16 protein-coding genes are annotated in these 14,400 nt (G+C 72.1%); 6 read left to right on the forward strand and 10 right to left on the reverse strand.

Annotated features, from left to right (window positions below; genetic code table 11):
• Positions 1-98: 98 nt before the first annotated feature.
• Positions 99-476 carry a DUF1330 domain-containing protein gene (locus OG917_RS21975; protein WP_328319313.1) on the forward strand — a complete coding sequence of 126 codons (378 nt, stop codon included), beginning with the start codon at positions 99-101 and terminating at the stop codon, positions 474-476.
• On the opposite strand, the gene OG917_RS21980 is transcribed toward OG917_RS21975, so the two are convergent.
• Both OG917_RS21980 and OG917_RS21985 read right to left on the reverse strand, forming a co-directional pair.
• The gene (locus OG917_RS21980) at positions 455-1,948 is read right to left on the reverse strand and encodes a hypothetical protein (RefSeq protein WP_443059004.1); all 1,494 of its coding nucleotides are present in this window, start codon (positions 1,946-1,948) and stop codon (positions 455-457) included. The genes OG917_RS21975 and OG917_RS21980 overlap by 22 nt on opposite strands.
• A 197-nt stretch (positions 1,949-2,145) precedes the next feature.
• On the reverse strand, positions 2,146-3,333 hold the full coding sequence (locus tag OG917_RS21985; protein ID WP_328319314.1) for a L,D-transpeptidase: 1,188 nt from the start codon (positions 3,331-3,333) through the stop codon (positions 2,146-2,148).
• Positions 3,334-3,637: 304 nt separating this feature from the next.
• Between OG917_RS21985 and dnaN the strand changes: the two genes are divergently transcribed.
• Complete coding sequence (gene dnaN / locus OG917_RS21990; protein WP_328319315.1) at positions 3,638-4,753, forward strand: DNA polymerase III subunit beta; 1,116 nt, start codon at positions 3,638-3,640, stop codon at positions 4,751-4,753.
• A gap of 46 nt (positions 4,754-4,799) precedes the next feature.
• Here dnaN and msrA read toward each other — a convergent pair whose 3' ends face one another.
• The 3 genes from msrA to OG917_RS22005 form a co-directional block, all read right to left on the reverse strand.
• Entirely contained in the window at positions 4,800-5,462 is a 663-nt protein-coding gene (gene msrA, locus OG917_RS21995) for a peptide-methionine (S)-S-oxide reductase MsrA (protein ID WP_328319316.1), read from the reverse strand.
• Positions 5,463-5,517: 55 nt separating this feature from the next.
• Positions 5,518-5,640: a hypothetical protein gene (locus OG917_RS22000; RefSeq protein ID WP_328319317.1), complete on the reverse strand. Its 123-nt coding sequence runs from the start codon at positions 5,638-5,640 to the stop codon at positions 5,518-5,520.
• 192 nt (positions 5,641-5,832) lie between these two features.
• Complete coding sequence (locus tag OG917_RS22005; RefSeq protein ID WP_328319318.1) at positions 5,833-6,945, reverse strand: hypothetical protein; 1,113 nt, start codon at positions 6,943-6,945, stop codon at positions 5,833-5,835.
• Positions 6,946-6,996: 51 nt separating this feature from the next.
• On the opposite strand from OG917_RS22005, the gene OG917_RS22010 reads away from it, so the two are divergent.
• A complete protein-coding gene (locus tag OG917_RS22010) occupies positions 6,997-8,154 on the forward strand; it encodes a cystathionine gamma-synthase (RefSeq protein WP_328319319.1) in 1,158 nt (385 codons plus the stop codon).
• A gap of 103 nt (positions 8,155-8,257) precedes the next feature.
• Here OG917_RS22010 and OG917_RS22015 read toward each other — a convergent pair whose 3' ends face one another.
• From OG917_RS22015 to OG917_RS22025, 3 genes are read right to left on the reverse strand one after another with little or no spacing between them, the layout of a single operon-like run.
• Positions 8,258-8,509 carry a hypothetical protein gene (locus OG917_RS22015; RefSeq protein WP_328319320.1) on the reverse strand — a complete coding sequence of 84 codons (252 nt, stop codon included), beginning with the start codon at positions 8,507-8,509 and terminating at the stop codon, positions 8,258-8,260.
• On the reverse strand, positions 8,506-9,030 hold the full coding sequence (locus tag OG917_RS22020) for a sigma factor-like helix-turn-helix DNA-binding protein (protein WP_328319321.1): 525 nt from the start codon (positions 9,028-9,030) through the stop codon (positions 8,506-8,508). Before OG917_RS22020 ends, OG917_RS22015 begins: the two co-directional genes overlap by 4 nt.
• A gap of 43 nt (positions 9,031-9,073) precedes the next feature.
• Positions 9,074-9,577, reverse strand: coding sequence for a MarR family winged helix-turn-helix transcriptional regulator (locus OG917_RS22025; protein WP_328319322.1), 504 nt, complete (start codon positions 9,575-9,577; stop codon positions 9,074-9,076).
• A gap of 168 nt (positions 9,578-9,745) precedes the next feature.
• On the opposite strand from OG917_RS22025, the gene ilvA reads away from it, so the two are divergent.
• From ilvA to OG917_RS22040, 3 genes are all read left to right on the forward strand, one after another.
• Complete coding sequence (gene ilvA, locus OG917_RS22030; RefSeq protein ID WP_328319323.1) at positions 9,746-10,975, forward strand: threonine ammonia-lyase; 1,230 nt, start codon at positions 9,746-9,748, stop codon at positions 10,973-10,975.
• 224 nt (positions 10,976-11,199) lie between these two features.
• A complete protein-coding gene (locus OG917_RS22035; protein ID WP_328319324.1) occupies positions 11,200-12,249 on the forward strand; it encodes an ATP-binding cassette domain-containing protein in 1,050 nt (349 codons plus the stop codon).
• A complete protein-coding gene (locus tag OG917_RS22040; RefSeq protein WP_328319325.1) occupies positions 12,246-13,100 on the forward strand; it encodes an ABC transporter permease in 855 nt (284 codons plus the stop codon). Before OG917_RS22035 ends, OG917_RS22040 begins: the two co-directional genes overlap by 4 nt.
• A 101-nt stretch (positions 13,101-13,201) precedes the next feature.
• Here OG917_RS22040 and greA read toward each other — a convergent pair whose 3' ends face one another.
• Positions 13,202-13,699 (reverse strand): transcription elongation factor GreA, encoded by a 498-nt coding sequence (gene greA / locus OG917_RS22045; protein WP_328319326.1) that lies wholly within the window; start codon positions 13,697-13,699, stop codon positions 13,202-13,204.
• A 209-nt stretch (positions 13,700-13,908) separates the two neighbouring features.
• Positions 13,909-14,313: a DUF4307 domain-containing protein gene (locus OG917_RS22050; RefSeq protein ID WP_328319327.1), complete on the reverse strand. Its 405-nt coding sequence runs from the start codon at positions 14,311-14,313 to the stop codon at positions 13,909-13,911.
• Between the last annotated feature and the right edge of the window lie 87 nt (positions 14,314-14,400).

Raw genomic sequence — 14,400 nt, forward strand, 5'->3', positions numbered from 1 at the left:
GGTAATCGACGCCCAGCGGCCTCCCCGGCAGGATCGGGCACAGAGCGCACCGCCCACCGGGGCGGTACGCCCCGCACGATCCTGCCGAGGAGGCCGCCATGCCCGCGTACGCTCTCGCCCTTCTGCGCCCCGCCGACCAGCTCGCCGAGGACGTCTTCGTCTACATCGAGACGATCCAGACGACCCTCGACCCGTTCGGCGGGCGCTTCCTCGTCCACGGGGCCGATGTGGAGGTCCGCGAGGGCACCTGGCCCGGAGCGCCGGTGATCATCGGCTTCCCGGGCATCGAGGAGGCCCGCGCCTGGTACGACTCCCCGGCCTACCAGGAGCTGCTGCCGCTGCGCACGGACCACATCCCGGGCGACGTGGTGCTCGTGGAGGGCGTGGCCCCCGGGTACGACGCCGCCACGACGGCCGCCGCCTACCGGGCCGCAGCCGCTCACCCGGCAGCCGCTCAGCCGACCAGCGCGCGGTAGCCGGAGCCGAGCCGGTAGTCGCCCGCCCGTTTCACGGTCAGCCCGGTCCACGGGCCGCGCGGGTGCACCGACCCGCCGCCGCTCGCCCGCAGCCAGGGCGAGTACGCGATCCGCACCGTCACCGTCCCCGGCCGGGGCATATGCACCACCAGCCGCGCATCGCCCCCGCGTACGACGCTCGCGGGGGCCTCCACCAGCGGCTTCGCGCCCCGGACCCGGTAGATCCGCCAGTGCGCGTCGCGCCAGACCGGCTGCAGCCAGTGCGGCCCCGACCGTACGAGAGCGGCCTCGCCCTCCGCCGGGCCGTCGGGACGGCCGTCGTGCAGCACCACATAGCCGACCGCGAACCGGTCCAGCCAGGCCCGGTACGTGGCCGCGGTCAGCGACCCGTCGTAGAAGAGCCGCCCCCGCTCCACATCGAGCTGGCGGTTCCAGCCCCGGGCCATGTTCACGTGCGGGGCCAGCAGAGTGGCCTCGCGGTGGTTGCGCGCGGGCACCACCTCGACCCGGGTGCGGTCGGCGCGCAGCCCCCGCAGCGCGGTGACGACGCCCCGGGTGTCCGACGCCCAGGCGGGCACCGTCGTGGAGACCCGGAGATCGTCGACGGTCTTGTCCACGAGCCAGTAGCAGTTGAGGCAGAGTGCGGCGGCCAGCACGGCCCGCCGCACCGCGGTCCGCTCCGCCAGCGCCGCGGCCAGCAGCACGACAGGACCGGCCAGACCGACGAGCCGCTCCACGTTCGTGCCGATGGGCGAGGGGATCAGATACGTCAGGACGACACCGGCGCCGTACACCAGCGCGCTGTACCGGACGAGCCGGTGCCGGGCGGCGATGCCCAGTGCCGCGCACACGGCCAGCGGCATCCACAGCTTCCCTGCCGCCATCGGCTGCTCGCCCTGGAACGGGAAGGCCAGCGTCGTCACGGCCACCACGGCGAACGGCGGCAGGGCGAGCCCCAGCGCCGTGCGCCACCGCCGGTCCAGCAGCTGGGCGCCGGCGAGCACCACCAGGAAGAGACCGGCGACGGGGCTCGCCATCGTCGTGATCGCGGCGCACACCGGCCCGGCCACCCGGCGCTCCATCCGGAGCACGGCGAGCAGACCGGCGGCCACACCTACCGCGAAGGTGGTCCGCCCGGACGCGACATTGCACCAGAGCGCCAGGGCTCCGAGCAGCGCGGGGGCCGCGGGCCACCGCACACCGCTGCGTACGACGATGAGCGAGAGGACCCAGGTCCCGCCGAGCCCGGCCAGCACCGAGACGGTCCGCGCACCGAACCAGGCCATCAGGTACGGCGTCAGCAGGCTGTAGTTGGCGGTGTGCGTGCCGCCGTACCAGAAGAGGTTGTACGCCGACGCGGGGTGCCGCGAGGCGAAGCCCGCCCAGGCGAACTGGGCGGCCAGATCGCCGCCACCGGTGGCCAGCGCCACCGCCCACACCGCGTACAGCGGAAGCACGCAACCGGTGGCCACGAGCGGTACGGTCCACCGCCCGGGGCCCGGCAGCCCGCCCCATCGCCCGTGCCACCGGCCGGGGTTGCGCTGTTCCGGCCGAACGGTTCCCCCGGCACGCGGCCGCACGCTCTCAGTGATCCCCACAGGGGAACACTAGGTGTACCGGCTGCCGCCCGGGGGGCGGACGCCGGACGGCGCCCGCCCCCCGGGGCACTTCACTGCAGCGCGCTCCCGGCCGTCCACTCCGCCCAGGGGAGGTTCCAGCCGTTGATGCCGTTGTCCGGGGCGACCTTGCCGCCGCCCGCGGAGTTCTTCACGATGACCACGTCGCCGATCAGCGAGTTGGTGTAGAACCAGCCGGCCGGGGTGGACTTGTCCGTGCCACCCTGCGCGTCCCGCATCCCGATGCACCCGTGGCTGGTGGCCTGCGAGCCGAACGTGCTGGGCGCTGCCCAGTAGTTCCCGTGGATGAAGGTGCCCGAGCGGGTCAGCCGCTGCGCGTGCGGCACATCGGGGATGTTGTACTCGCTGCCCAGCCCGACCGTCGTGCTGTCCATCTTGGTCTGCTGGTACTTCTCCGAGATCACCATCGTGCCGTTGTACGTGCCGTGCGCCGGGGAGCCGCTGGAGACCGGCACGGTCTTGAGCGGGCTGCCGTCCCGCACCACGGTCATCGACTGCTTGGCCGCGTCCACGGTGGAGATCTGCGAGCGCCCGACGGTGAACGAGAACGTCTTGTCCTGGACCCCGTACACCCCGGGGGAGACCTGGACACCCGCCAGCTTCAGCCGCACCTTCACGACCGAACCGGGCGTCCAGTACTCCTTCGGCCGGAAGTCCAGCCGCTGGGGGTTGAACCAGTGGCCCACGGCATGCTCGCCGCCGCTCGACGTGATGGTGACGGCCGATTCGACGGCCTTCTCGTTCTTCACCGGCTTGTCGAGGTTGAAGGAGACCTCCATGCCGACCCCGACGGTGGTGCTGGGCTCGGGGGTGAAGAAGGCGATCACCGAATTGCCCTCGGCGACGGTGGTGAAGTGCGAGATCTTCGCGAGGGTCTTGCCGCCCGGGTCCTTGGCCTTCGCGGTGAGCACGTAGGGCGTCCCGCGTTCGAGGCCCTTACCCGGCCGCCAGGAGGCCTTGGACGCGGCCATCGCGCCGGGCACGGCCCGGCCGTTGTTCTGGTTCGTCAGCGTGACCGAGGTGAGGGTGCCGTTCTCCACGGACGCCCGGATGTCCCCGGTGTTGATGCCGACGTTCTTGGCCCCGTCCCCTGGCGTGGTGTCGAGCCTGGCCCGGGGTGTACTCGTACTGGTGGGGACCGGGGACTTCGTACCACTGCCACCGCCGGACCCTGCGGAGCAGGCGGCGAGCGCCAGCGCTCCGGCGGTGAGCAGGGCCACGAGGACGGCCCATCGGATCCGAGGACGGCTGATCGGTATCAAGGCTCCCGCCTCCACTGCGACGAGGAAGGGCCGGGTGAATTGCCCGGCCTTGGCGCGTTCTGTCAGCGTTCTGTCTGCAGTCTGCGCCAGCAGATGCGGGAGTGACACCTCCGGTTGCGCTTACCGGGGGGTGCGGCCCAGCGGCGGGCGGCCGGACGGGACAGCGGGACGGGACTGTCAGTGGCTGCCGGTACGGTCACGGATCCCCGGGCGGACAAGGGCCCGGACCCCGCCCGGCAGGCCGACAGGGAAGGCGCCCCGCATGGAGTTCCGCACCGACCGCAGCACCTTCACCGAGACCGTGGCCCAGGTGGCCCGGGCGCTCCCCGCCAGGTCGCCGGTGCCCGTCCTGGGCGGACTGCTCCTGACGGCGGACGGCTCCACCCTGCGCGTCTGCGGCCTCGGCGACGAGACATCCTCCTGGACCGACGTGCCGGTGGACACCGTACGGCCGGGCCAGGCCCTCGTCGCGGGGCGCAGACTGCTCGATATCTGCCGGGTGCTGCCCGCAGGCCCGGTCGAGTGCGCGATCGAGGGGTCCCGCTTCACGGTGGCGGGCGCCGGGGCCCGCTTCGGGCTCTCGCTGCTGCCGCTCGACGACCACCCGCCCCTGCCCGTCCTCCCGGAGCGGCGCGGCACGGTGGACGAGGGCGACTTCGCCGACGCGGTCGCACATGTCGCGGTGGCCGCGGGACGCGACGACGCCCTCCCGGTGCTGACCGGGATCAGGATGTGCCTGGAGGGCGACACGATGACGCTGGCCGCCACCGACCGCTACCGCTTCGCGGTGCGCAGCCTCGGCTGGGAAGCGGAGTCCGGCGCCGCCCCGGCCGATGTGGTGATCCCGGCCCGCCGCCTCGCGGACGTCGCCCGCTCCCTCGGCCGTACGGGCACGGTCGGGGTGGCACTGGGGAATGGCTCGGTCGGCTTCGGCACCGCCCGGACGCGTACGACCGTGCGCCTGCTGGACGGCCGGCTGCCGGGCCACGAGAAGCTGTTCACGATGGAGGGCCAGGCCGTCGCGGTGACGGACCGCGCGTCCCTGCTGGAGGCGGTCGGCCGTGTCGCGGTGGTCGCCGAAGGCGGCAGCCCCGTACGGCTGGACTTCTCGTCCGGGGCGGTCCACCTGCACGCGGGATACGCGGACGACGTGGCGTCACAGCGCCTGCCCGCCCGGCTGGACCACGCCGAAGCGGTCACGGTCGCCTTCAACCCGGCCTATCTGAAGGACGCGCTGAGCGCCATCAGCGGTCTCTCGGTCCGCTTCGACCTGCTCGGCCCCGGCCGGCGCGCGCTGCTCACCGGTCTGACCGCCCCGGACGCCGAACCAGACCCGGCCCACCGGCACTTGCTGATGTCGCTGAAGCCGCTGGTATGAGCCCCGGGCCGGCCGCGGGCACCGTCCGGTGCCCGCGGGGGGACGGTCAGCCGTCCGCCCTGGCCACACCGATCGGGCAGCTCACGCCCGTCCCGCCGATCCCGCAGTACCCCGCCGGGTTCTTGTCGAGATATTGCTGGTGGTACGGCTCCGCGGCGTAGAAGTCGCGACCCTCGGCAGGCTGGATCTCCGTGCTGATCGTGCCGTATCCCGAGCCCGTCAGGACCTGCTGGTACGCGTCGCGGGACGCGGTCGCGGCAGCCGCCTGCGCGGGCGAGTGGGTGTAGATCGCCGAGCGGTACTGGGTGCCCACGTCGTTGCCCTGGCGGAAGCCCTGGGTCGGGTTGTGGGACTCCCAGAAGATCTTGAGCAGGGTCGTGTACGGGACGATCTCCGGGTCGAAGACCACCCGCACTGCCTCGGTGTGGCCGGTCAGGCCCGAGCAGACCTCCTCGTACGCCGGATTGGCCGTCGAGCCGCCCTGGTAGCCGGCGAGCGTCGTCCAGACACCCTCCGTCTGCCAGAAGATGCGCTCGGCGCCCCAGAAGCAGCCCAGGGCGAAGTCGGCGGTCTCCAGATGGGCGGGGTACGGGCCGGCCAGCGGGTTGCCCAGGACCGTGTGGAGGGCGGGCAGCTCGAATTCCGGGGTGGCGCGGCCCTTCAGGGCCTGGTCCGGAGTGGGGAGCTGGGGGGTGCGGTTCAGGAACATCGGCTGCGGCTCCTCGGGGAGTATGGGTGCAACCTGTGCAACGCCGGACCCCCGGTCAGGATTCCTGGCGGTCCTCGGGGGCCGTCCCGCGCTCCAGCCACGCGGCCGTCTTCTTCCTGGACCGCAGCCAGAAGTAGACGCCGAAGCCGATCATGACCAGCGGTATGAGGCGTGTCATCGGGCGTGCTCGTTCCTCTTCGGGTCCCGCCTGCGGGGGCGCGGTGCGGTGTGCGCCAGCCTAAGGGCTGCCCCGTGATCCCTGGCGGGCGCACGACTGACCCCGGGCGGGCGTACGACGACGGTCAGGGCACCTCGCCGCGCTGCCGGAACGCCCGGATACATCCAGCAGGGATCGCGGGACAGCACTTGCTCAGCGGGGGAGGGTGGCCGGACTGCCGCCGTTCGCCTCGTACCCCGCCACCGCCAGCGCCCGGTACACCGCGTAGTCGGCGGCCGGGTCCTGCTGGAGCGTCCACGGGACCGCCCCCACGTGGCCGTCGATGTGGACCAGCTGGTTCATCGCCTCCGACCAGCGCTCGGAGCGGACCAGGAAGAGCACCAGCAGGTGCCGTACGTGCGCGAGCACCGGATCGTCGGCGCGGGCCTGGTGCACCGCGTGCATCGCTCCCTCCACCGCCCTGCTGACGACCGCGCTCCGGTAGAAGCCGCGCACCAGGGTCACCTCGGGCAGGTGCTCGTACACGGCGAAGAGCGGAAGCGCGGCGAGCAGTGAGCCGCGGGGTGCCCGGGCCGCCGCCGCGTGCGCGAACTCGTCGGCCCGGTCGCGGGTTCCGTGCCACTTCTCGCACCAGTAGTGCAGCGCGGCCAGATGCGCCCCCATGTGTTCGGGAGCACGGTCGATGATCTTGGCCCACAGCTGCTCGAACTGAGCTTCGGGGTAGGCGAGTCCGCGGCCGACGGCGAGCTCCACGATGTACGGCACGGGGTCGCCCGGGGCGAGCAGCGCCGCTTCGCCGCAGACCGTGCGCGCCTCCTCCAGGAGGATCCGGAAGTCGTCCGCCTCCGCGTCCCCGGGGGCCTTCGAGCGCCACGCCTGCTGCACGAGGAACTCGGCGTGCACCTGGGCCGCGCCGGCGTCCCCGGGAGACTCGGAGCGCCAGTTGCGCAGCCAGGCGCCACCTGCGCCGGGACGCCGCGCCAGCTCCAGCGAGGCCGCTCCGGCGAAGGCCTGCACCCGCTGCCAGCGCACCTCGCCCGACGGTGGCGTGGCCGCGAGGAGCCGGGCCGCGGGGCGCCAGTCCTGGGTGTGCTGCACGACCTCCAGGACGTCCAGCAGATCCTCGTCGGGGCCCGGCAGCCGTACGTCCAGCTCCTCCTGGCGCAGGAACCCGTAGTCATCGGGGTCCGCGGCGTCCGGGGAACCGGGCAGCACCTGCCGGATGCCGCCGCGGCTGCGCAGCAGGTACGGGCCGAGCACTGCCGCGAGCATGCACACCGCGAGCAGGAACCAGAGAATCTCCATGAGTCCAGCGAACCAGACACGAGCGACATCTGACCACTACGCTCGGTTTCCATGAGTGACGACCACAGCGTGCACCAGAGTTTCGAGACCCTCGCCATTCACGCCGGCAATACCGCGGACCCCCTGACGGGCGCCGTGGTACCCCCGATCTACCAGGTCTCCACGTTCAAGCAGGACGGCGTGGGCGGGCTGCGCGGCGGCTACGAGTACAGCCGCAGCGGCAACCCGACCCGTACCGCGCTGGAGGAGAACCTGGCGGCCCTTGAGGGCGGCCGTCGCGGGCTCGCCTTCGCCTCCGGTCTCGCGGCCGAGGACTGCCTGCTCCGTACGCTGCTGTCGCCGGGGGACCACGTGGTCATCCCGAACGACGCGTACGGCGGCACCTTCCGGCTCTTCGCGAAGGTCGTGTCCCGGTGGGGCGTGGAGTGGTCGGTCGCCGACACCACGGACCCGGCGGCGGTACGGGCCGCCATCACCCCCCGTACCAAGGTGATCTGGGTGGAGACCCCCTCCAACCCGCTCCTGGGGATCACCGACATCACGGCGGTCGCCGATGTCGCTCGCACGGCGGGCGTGAAGCTCGTCGTCGACAACACCTTCGCGAGCCCCTACCTCCAGCAGCCGCTGGAGCTCGGTGCGGACGTCGTCGTGCACTCGATGACCAAGTACATGGGCGGGCACTCGGACGTGGTCGGCGGTGCGCTGATCGTCAACTCCGACGAGCTCGGCGAGGAGTTGGCGTACCACCAGAACGCGATGGGCGCGGTGTGCGGGCCGTTCGACGCCTGGCTGGTGCTGCGCGGGATCAAGACGCTCGCCGTGCGGATGGACCGGCACAGCGAGAACGCCACGCGGATCGCGGAGATGCTGACCCGGCACCCGGAGGTCACCAGCATTCTCTACCCGGGGCTGCCCGACCACCCCGGTCACGAGATCGCCGCCAAGCAGATGCGGTCGTTCGGCGGGATGGTGTCGTTCCGGGTCCGGGGCGGCGAGGAGGCCGCGGTCGCGGTCTGCGACCGGGCGAAGCTGTTCACGCTGGGCGAGTCGCTCGGTGGGGTGGAGTCGCTGATCGAGCACCCGGGGCGCATGACGCACGCGTCGGTCGCCGGGTCGGCGCTGGAGGTTCCGGGAGATCTGGTGCGGCTCTCGGTGGGCATCGAGTCGGCCGACGACCTGCTCGCCGATCTGCAGCAGGCGCTGGGCTGACGCATGGCTCCCGGGGTCCGGGACGGGGCGGCCGGGTCTCCGGTGCCGTGCCGTCCCGGGTCCCCGGCGGGCATCCCACGCGTGGGATGCCCGCCGGCTCGGCTCAGTAGCCCTCCACCGGCGGGGTCGTACGGGCCGGGGGGACCGCCCACGGATGGGCCAGCGACGCCCAGACGACGCAGCAGGCGAGCACTGCCGCCAGCAGCAGCCAGGCCAGCCTGCGGCCCGCCCTGCGGCGGCGCCGCAGCCGTGTGCCGCGTGCCGCCGCACGGAGCGCCAGGTCGGCGGGGACCGGCGGGTGCGGTCCCGCCAGCATCCGCCGGACCATCTCCTCCTTGTGGTCGGGCAGGCTCATGGCGCCGCTGCCCGGGGCAGCCGGGGCGCGGGCTCCCGCGGGGCGCTGCGCAGGGTGGCCGTCGCGTGGCCGCAGAGTGTGCGGACCCGTTCCGCAGGCAGGCCGAGGGCAGCCGCCACCTGCTCATCGGCGATCCCTTCGTACAGCCGCAGCACCAGGACGAGGCGCTCCTGCGGGGGCAGCCGCTCCAGTACGCCGCCCGCCGGAGCGGAGGGGGCCCCGCCCCCGGCCCGGCCCGGCCGGTGCCATGACGGCCGGTGGTGGCGCCAGGCGGTGCGGGCGAAGCGGGTGGCGAGCTCCTGACGGGTGTGCTCGTACGGGTCGTCGCCGCGCAGCCGGTCCCAGTGCGCGTAGGTGCGGGCGAGCGCGGCCAGCAGCAGCCGCTGCGCCCGGGGCGCGACGGCGGCCGGTTCGGCGGTCAGCAGTACGGCGGCATGCAGCAGCCGTCCGGCCGCACCCGCGACGAAGGACTCGAACTCCTCGTCGCGGCGGCGTTCGCGTGCTGCTGCCCGTTCCCCCACAGTGCCTCCCTGCCCTCATCTGAGAGCAGGCTGTCGCCCTCGGTCAAGAGGTCGGCACACCGGGTTCCTGGGGGCCTGTCGCGCGGTGGGAGAGCGCCGAGTTGAAGCGGGTCAGCAGCGTGCAGAAGGATTCGCGGTCCTCCTGCGTCCAGCCCTCGGTGACCTGGGCCATCAGCTCGCGCCGCGAGGAACGCACCTCTTCCAGGCGGGCCTGGCCGCGCGGGGAGAGCTGAAGGACGACGGCTCGGCCGTCCTCGGGGTGCGAGGTGCGCTTGACCAGCCCGGTGTCGACGAGCGGGGCGACCTGCCGGGTCACGGTCGATGAGTCGATGCCCATCCCTGCGGCCAGCGCCTTCACCCCCATCGGGCCTTCCCGGTCGAGCCGGTTGAGCAGCAGGTAGGCGGCGCGGTCCATCGAGTTGCGCACCTGTCCGACACCTCCCAGCCGGGTCTGCTCGGCACGGCGGGCGAAGAGGGCCACCTGGTGCTGGAGGGCATCGAGGAAACCGGGGTCAAGATCGGAAGTCATGTCCTGAGAAAGGGGCATGGCCGGGGGCTCTCTTCGTGCGATGGGCGGACAGTGGGGGACAGAGTACGCGGCCCGGGGCGCAGCCGTACCGGCGCTGCGTCAACCGTTGCCAACATGACGGTCCGGCCGTTGCCCGCCGCCGGGCTCGGGCGGCCGGGCCGCGGCCGAGCTGCGAGACTTGGCACCATGAGCTTCGGTACGTCACACCCCCTGCCGCCGCTGATCCTTGACGATGTCCTCGGAGCGCAGAAGATGCTCTCCGGAGTGTCACGGGCGACTCCCATCGAGGGCAGCAGGTACCTCTCGCGTCTCGTCGGGTCGCCGGTCCGCTTCAAGTGCGAGAACCTCCAGCGGACCGGTTCGTTCAAGCTGCGCGGTGCCTATGTACGGATCGCCGGGCTGTCCCCCGAGGAGCGGGCCGCGGGGGTCGTCGCGGCCAGCGCAGGCAACCACGCGCAGGGCGTCGCGCTGGCCTCGTCACTCCTCGGGGTGCGCTCCACCGTCTTCATGCCGCTGGGGGCGCCGCTGCCGAAGGTCGCGGCGACCCGGGAGTACGGCGCCGAGGTGCGGCTGCACGGCCAGGTGGTCGACGAGACGCTCGCGGCCGCGCAGGAGTACGCGCTGGAGACGGGCGCCGTCTTCATCCACCCCTTCGACCACGCCGACATCATCGCGGGGCAGGGCACGGTGGGGCTGGAGATCCTGGAGCAGTGTCCGGAGGTGCGGACGATCGTCGTGGGGATCGGCGGCGGCGGGCTGGCCGCGGGCATCGCGGTCGCGGTGAAGGCGCTGCGCCCCGACGTGAAGGTGATCGGTGTGCAGGCGGCGAACGCCGCCGCGTACCCGCCCTCGCTGGCCGCGGGCCGTCCGGTGGCGATCGAGGCGCGCCCGACGATGGCCGACGGCATCAAGGTGGGCCGCCCGGGAGATGTGCCGTTCGGCATCGTCAGGGAGCTGGTGGACGAGGTCCGCACGGTCTCCGAGGACGAGCTCTCCAGTGCGCTGCTGCTCTGTCTGGAGCGGGCCAAGATGGTCGTGGAGCCCGCCGGGGCCAGCCCGGTCGCGGCGCTTCTGAGCGACCCCGGCTCGTTCGAGGGTCCGGTGGTCGCGGTGCTGTCGGGGGGCAATGTCGACCCGCTGCTGATGCAGCGCATCCTCACGCACGGGATGGCGGCCGCGGGGCGCTTCCAGTCGCTGCGGCTCCGGCTGACCGACCGCCCCGGCGCGCTCGCGACGCTGCTGGGTGTGCTCTCGGTGGCCGACGCCAATGTGCTCGACGTCAGTCATGTGCGGACGGATCCCCGGCTCGGGCTGACCGAGGTGGAGGTGGAGCTGCATCTGGAGACGAAGGGGCCCGAGCACCGCACCGAGGTCGGCGACGCGCTGCGGACAGCCGGGTACACCGTGATCGGGTGAGCCGGACGGGCAGCCGGTGGGGGCCGGCTGCCGGGGGTCCGTACAGGACCGTCCGCCGGGGAATCAGGGAATCGGGGAAATCCCCGCCGAGACGCGATACATCGCGATACGGTGTGCCCTGCGCCGCCCGCCTGAAGGGCGGCACGGCTGTGTGAAATTTACTATGTGTCCGTAAATGAACCACATCCGTACCCGACCCAAAAATGAAAACTGGGGGAGCCGATATGCCTGGCGCCATTTACGCCGAAGGTCTGGTGAAGACCTTCGGCGACGTACGAGCACTGGACGGCGTGGATCTGGACGTGCCGGAAGGCACGGTCCTCGGCCTGCTCGGGCCCAACGGCGCGGGCAAGACGACGGCCGTCCGGGTCCTGACGACCCTGCTTCAGCCCGACAGCGGGCGGGCGGTCGTCGCAGGAGTCGACGTACTCAAACACCCCACCGAGGTGCGCAGGTCGATCGGGCTCTCCGGGCAGTTCGCGGCCGTCGACGAGTACCTCACCGGCCGGGAGAACCTCCAGATGGTCGGGCAGCTCTACCAGATGTCGGCACGCGACGCGAAGCGCCGTGCGAGCGCGCTGCTCGACCGCTTCCATCTCAGCGACGCGGCCGACCGCCCCGCCAAGACCTACTCCGGCGGCATGCGCAGACGGCTCGACCTCGCCGCCGCCCTCGTGGTGTCGCCGCCCGTGATGTTCATGGACGAGCCGACCACCGGGCTCGACCCCCGGAACCGGCAGCAGCTCTGGGAGGTCATCCAGGAGCTGGTGTCAGGGGGCACGACCCTGCTGCTCACCACCCAGTACCTCGAAGAGGCCGACCACCTGGCCCACGACATCTGCGTCATCGACCACGGCAAGGTCATCGCCCGCGGTACGTCCGACCAGCTCAAGGCCCGCACCGGCGGCGAGCGCGTCGAGGTCGTCGTCCACCAGCCCGACCAGATCGGCCCCGCCAGGGAGGTGCTGACGGCCCTGGGCAAGGGAGAGGTCGCCATCGCGGAGCACACCCGCAAGCTGACGGTCCCGGTCACCGGCGGTGCCAAGCTGCTCGCCGAGGTCATCAGAGACCTGGACGCCCGGGGCGTCGAGATCGACGACATCGGGCTGCGCCGTCCCACGCTCGACGATGTGTTCCTCTCGCTCACCGGCCACGTGGCCGAGGCGCAGGACGCGGCCGAGCCCGGGCCCGGCCGCGGAAGCGGCGGAGGCAGCAGCCCCGCCGGCAGCCGGGAAGCCGGCGCACCCAAGAGCTCAGAGGAGGCCGGCGAATGAGCGCCATGACGAACGCCGCACCCCAGCCACTCGCCCCGCGGCCGCGCGGCGGGATCGTCCAGTCGGTCACCGACTCCCTGGTCGTCGCGAAGCGGAATCTGATCCGGATGACCCGGATCCCGGAGATCGTGATCTTCGGGCTGATCCAGCCGATCATGTTCGTGGTGCTGTTCAGCTACGTGTTCGGCGGCGCCCTGGTCGTCAACGGCTCCACGAACGCCGGGCAGTACCGCGAGTTCCTGATGGCGGGCATCTTCGCCCAGACCGTGACGTTCGCCACGGCCGGTGCGGGCGCCGGTATCGCCGACGACATGCACAAGGGCCTCATCGACCGCTTCCGCTCGCTGCCGATGGCCCGGGGCGCGGTGCTCACCGGACGGACCATCGCCGACCTGGTACAGACGGCGCTCACGCTGGTGGTGCTCGCGGCCGTGGCCCTGCTGGTCGGCTGGCGCACCCACGAGAACATCGGAAAGGTGCTCGGCGGCTTCGGGCTGCTGCTCCTGCTCGGCTACGCGTTCTCCTGGATCGGTGCGCTCATCGGCCTGACGGTCCGCACACCGGAGGCGGCCACGTCGGGCGGGCTCGTCTGGCTCTTCCCTGTGACGTTCATCTCGAACGCGTTCGTGCCGACGGCCACCATGGCGGGCTGGCTCCAGCCGATCGCGGAGTGGAACCCCTTCAGCGCGACCGTCCAGGCCTGCCGGGTCCTCTTCGGCAACCCGGGCGTGTCCCCGTCGGACGCCTGGCCCATGCAGCACCCCGTCTGGGCCTCGCTGCTCTGGTCGCTGGTCATCTTCGCGCTCTTCCGGACCCTGGCGGTCCGCAAGTACCGGTCCGCGGCGGCCTGACCCGGGCCGGCGGGGCCGTGCCCGCGCACCCATGACCGAACCCCCGGCCGCCGTGCGGCCGGGGGTTCATGCGGTACACATCCGGGGCGGTCCCTGGGCGGTCAGCCCTGGAACGGCTCGGCCTTGAGGATCTTCACCGCCGCCGTCTTGCCGTTCGGCAGTTCGTACTCGGCGTTCTCGCCGACCCGCTTGCCGATCACACCAGTGCCCAGCGGCGACTGGGGGGAGTACGTCTCGAACTCCGAGCTCGCGTACTCGCGGGAGGCGAGCAGGAACGTCAGGGTGTCGTCCTCGTCGCCGTCGAAGGCGATGGTCACGACCATGCCGGGAGCCGCCTCGCCGGTGGCTGCGGGCGCCTCGCCGACCTTCGCGTGTTCGAGCAGCTGGGTCAGCTGGCGTACGCGCAGCTCCTGCTTCCCCTGCTCCTCCTTGGCCGCGTGGTACCCGCCGTTCTCGCGCAGGTCGCCCTCCTCGCGGGCCGCCGCGATCTTGGTGACGATCTCCGAGCGTGCGGGACCCGACAGATACTCCAGCTCAGCCTTCAGCTGGTTGTACGCCTCCTGGGTCAGCCAGGTGACGTTTTCGCTGGTCTGGGTCACTGGTGCTCCTCGTAGGTACCGGAAATACAAAGCATCGCCCTACCCAGAAGGATGTGCCTTCAGGGGCGGGCGAAACCACGAGCCTAACAATTCCGGAGCCGAAGGGGGAGGACCGAAGCGACGGGAGGTCCACCCGCGGACCCGCGGCGGCGCGCCGTGCCCGCCCCCGGCCGCCGTCAGGATCCGGCCGCCGTCAGGATCCGGCCGCGTCAGGATCCGGTCTGGCAGCCGACGAGCTCGACGCTGGTGGCCCTGGACGTGGTCCGTACGGACACGACCTGGTCGATCCGCTTCTTGTCCTGGTCGAACCTGGCGTCCTTGCGGCCGACCTCGTCACCGTCGGTGGCCCGCAGGCGCAGCGTGCAGGTGCCGTGGAGCCCGGCGTCCTTGCGGACCTCCAGATGGACATCGACCGCGTGGTCCGACGCGATGTCCCAGGCGATGACCTCACCGCTGATGGACTTGCCGCCCACGGACTCGTAACCGAACCATCCGACGACCCCGATCACCACGGCGCCGAGCACCGCTCCGATGACCTTCAGCCTGCGGTCCGCGCGCTGGTCCGCGGAGCGCCCGTAGCGGTCCTCGGGAAGCTGTTCGCCAACCGCCGTCATGATCGTTCCTCCAGAGCAGGGGATCCCGGAATTTTCCGTCCCCTCAGTCGGTCACTATAGAAGCCGCCGATTGCGACGAATCACTGA

The organism is Streptomyces sp. NBC_00388, from assembly GCF_036061255.1.
Classification (GTDB): Bacteria; Actinomycetota; Actinomycetes; order Streptomycetales; family Streptomycetaceae; genus Streptomyces.